Annotated in this window: 1 protein-coding gene; it reads right to left on the bottom strand. The window is 40.4% G+C overall.

The annotated features are described in order from the left end of the window. Window positions 1-170: 170 nt before the first annotated feature. The gene (gene prmC / locus BLQ57_RS20780; RefSeq protein ID WP_087941508.1) at window positions 171-1,004 is read right to left on the bottom strand and encodes a peptide chain release factor N(5)-glutamine methyltransferase; all 834 of its coding nucleotides are present in this window, start codon (window positions 1,002-1,004) and stop codon (window positions 171-173) included. Window positions 1,005-1,178 lie beyond the last annotated feature (174 nt).

Here is a 1,178-nt window from a genome sequence, read left to right as displayed (position 1 = left end):
GGATTGAAAATGTTGCTTCTTCATACGTTTTAAAATTTAGTGTTTAAAGATTTTTGAACCTAAAAACGAATACTTTTTTTCTCAACCTAAATTACACCCCCCCTATTTAAATGACGAATGGCTTAATATTTATTTTATCTGATCCTAATACTTTTTTTGGGTTACAAAATTTAAAATTGTCCAAACACCATCCGATCCTTTCCATTCAAATCTTGAATTACCTTCACCTCCCTATAGCCTTTTTGCAGAAGCAAATCGCTGACTTCGTTACCAAAATCCTCATGAATTTCGAAGTAAAGTTTCCCCTTCGGTTTTAATGCCTTTTTCCCCAAATCGGCAATTCTCCGGTAAAAAAGCAAGGGATCCTCATCGGGTACAAAAAGTGCCAATGCCGGTTCAAAATCCAGGACATTGGAATGCATCTTAGCTTTGCCCTTTTCAGGAATATAAGGAGGATTGCTAACCAAAATATCCAAATCTCGAATTGGAAGCTCCTCTTCCAAAATATCCAACTGAATCCAGCGCACTTTCGCTTTTAATACCTCTGCATTTTTCTGAGCGATGGCTAAGGCGGACGCAGAAACATCCAATCCGTAAACTTCTGCCTCGTTCATTTCCAAAAACAAGGTAATCGGAATACAACCTGTGCCCGTACCAATATCAAGAACCTTAAGACATGATTGCGGATTCTCCTTGATGATCAAATGCACCAGTTCCTCGGTTTCATTTCTGGGAATCAAGGTATCTCTGCTCACCTGAAATTCCCTGCCGTAGAAAGGAGCCTTTCCCAAAATCTGCTGTATGGGTTCCCCGGTTTTCAATCGATTAAAATCATCCCACAGTGCCTGGGGAAGGTCTTTTTCCTCCAAAAACCGCATCATATCCACCCGTCTCAAACCCAAGTGATGCTCCAACAGCCACTCAATGAGCGCCTGAGCTTCAAATTGCTCATAAATCGTTAACTGCTCAGCCCATTTTTTGACGAGTGTGGAATAATTGATCATTGTAGCGAATTCTCTTATGTATTCGTAAAGGTAAACACGAAAGCCGCTTCAAATGAAATCGAGCATGCCTAAAAAGTCCCACACTGGGATGATTATAATTGCGAGATTCCATGTGACCTTTAAAATTCAATTATAGACACATGAAATATCCATGACGGGAGCGCGACACACAGG

Source organism: Algoriphagus faecimaris (genome assembly GCF_900101705.1).
In the GTDB taxonomy this organism is placed as follows: Bacteria; Bacteroidota; Bacteroidia; order Cytophagales; family Cyclobacteriaceae; genus Algoriphagus; species Algoriphagus faecimaris.
This window is presented reverse-complemented; position numbering and strand designations above follow the sequence as displayed.